Origin of the sequence: Alkalibacterium sp. 20 (assembly GCF_001885615.1) — a bacterium.
GTDB lineage: Bacteria > Bacillota > Bacilli > Lactobacillales > Carnobacteriaceae_A > Alkalibacterium.
Genome location: NZ_LSRN01000003.1, coordinates 1 through 816 on the forward strand (window position 1 = coordinate 1; position 816 = coordinate 816).

Annotated in this window: 1 protein-coding gene; it reads left to right on the forward strand. The window is 40.3% G+C overall.

The window, feature by feature from the left end:
* Positions 1–810 (forward strand): IS3 family transposase (locus AX762_RS01740; RefSeq protein ID WP_083432742.1); only part of this gene is annotated, 810 nt, incomplete at its 5' end.
* Positions 811–816: the final 6 nt, after the last annotated feature.

The window sequence follows — 816 nt, forward strand, 5'->3', positions numbered from 1 at the left end:
CTAAAAGATAGAGAACCAACAAAACGCGAACTGTATCGTGATAAAGTTAAACAAAAAATCAGACAGTTTTTTCATGAAAGCATAGGGACGTATGGAGCGCCTCGTATCTTAGAAGATTTAATTGAAGCAGGATACTCCGTATCTGAAAAGACTGTCGGTCGATATATGAGAGAAATGGGGTTGCGTGCAACACCACTGTGGAAGTATGTATCAACCACCGACTCCTCTCATTCGCTGGGGGTATATCCTAATTTACTTGACCGCAACTTTAATGTAGATGAACCGAATAAAGTATGGACGGGCGATATCACGTATATTTGGACCCGAGAAGGATGGCTTTATTTAGCTATGGTCTTAGACTTATACTCTCGTTTAGTCGTCGGCTGGTCTATCGCTGATAATATGCGCACGGAGTTGCCTCTAGAGGCTTTAGACATGGCTATTAACCTACGTAAGCCCGAAGAAGGGCTTGTTCATCACTCTGATCAAGGTAGTCAATACGCTTCAAAAGAGTATGTTACAAGGCTCAATGAAATTAAAGCAACTATCAGTATGAGTCATAAAGGCACACCTTATGACAATGCGACCAGTGAGTCATTCTTCGCCACATTGAAGAAAGAATTAATTTATAGACGGGATTTTAAAACACGTGCAGAAGCTATTAAAGCTGTGACCTGGTATATCGCTGCTTTCTACAACAAGCGTCGTCGTCATTCTTATAATGCTTATTTATCTCCTGAAAAATTTGAGATTCAAGAACAGATAAAGGCCGCTAAACAAAATGAACAGGCAATGAGAAAAGTCATTTAACGAGAC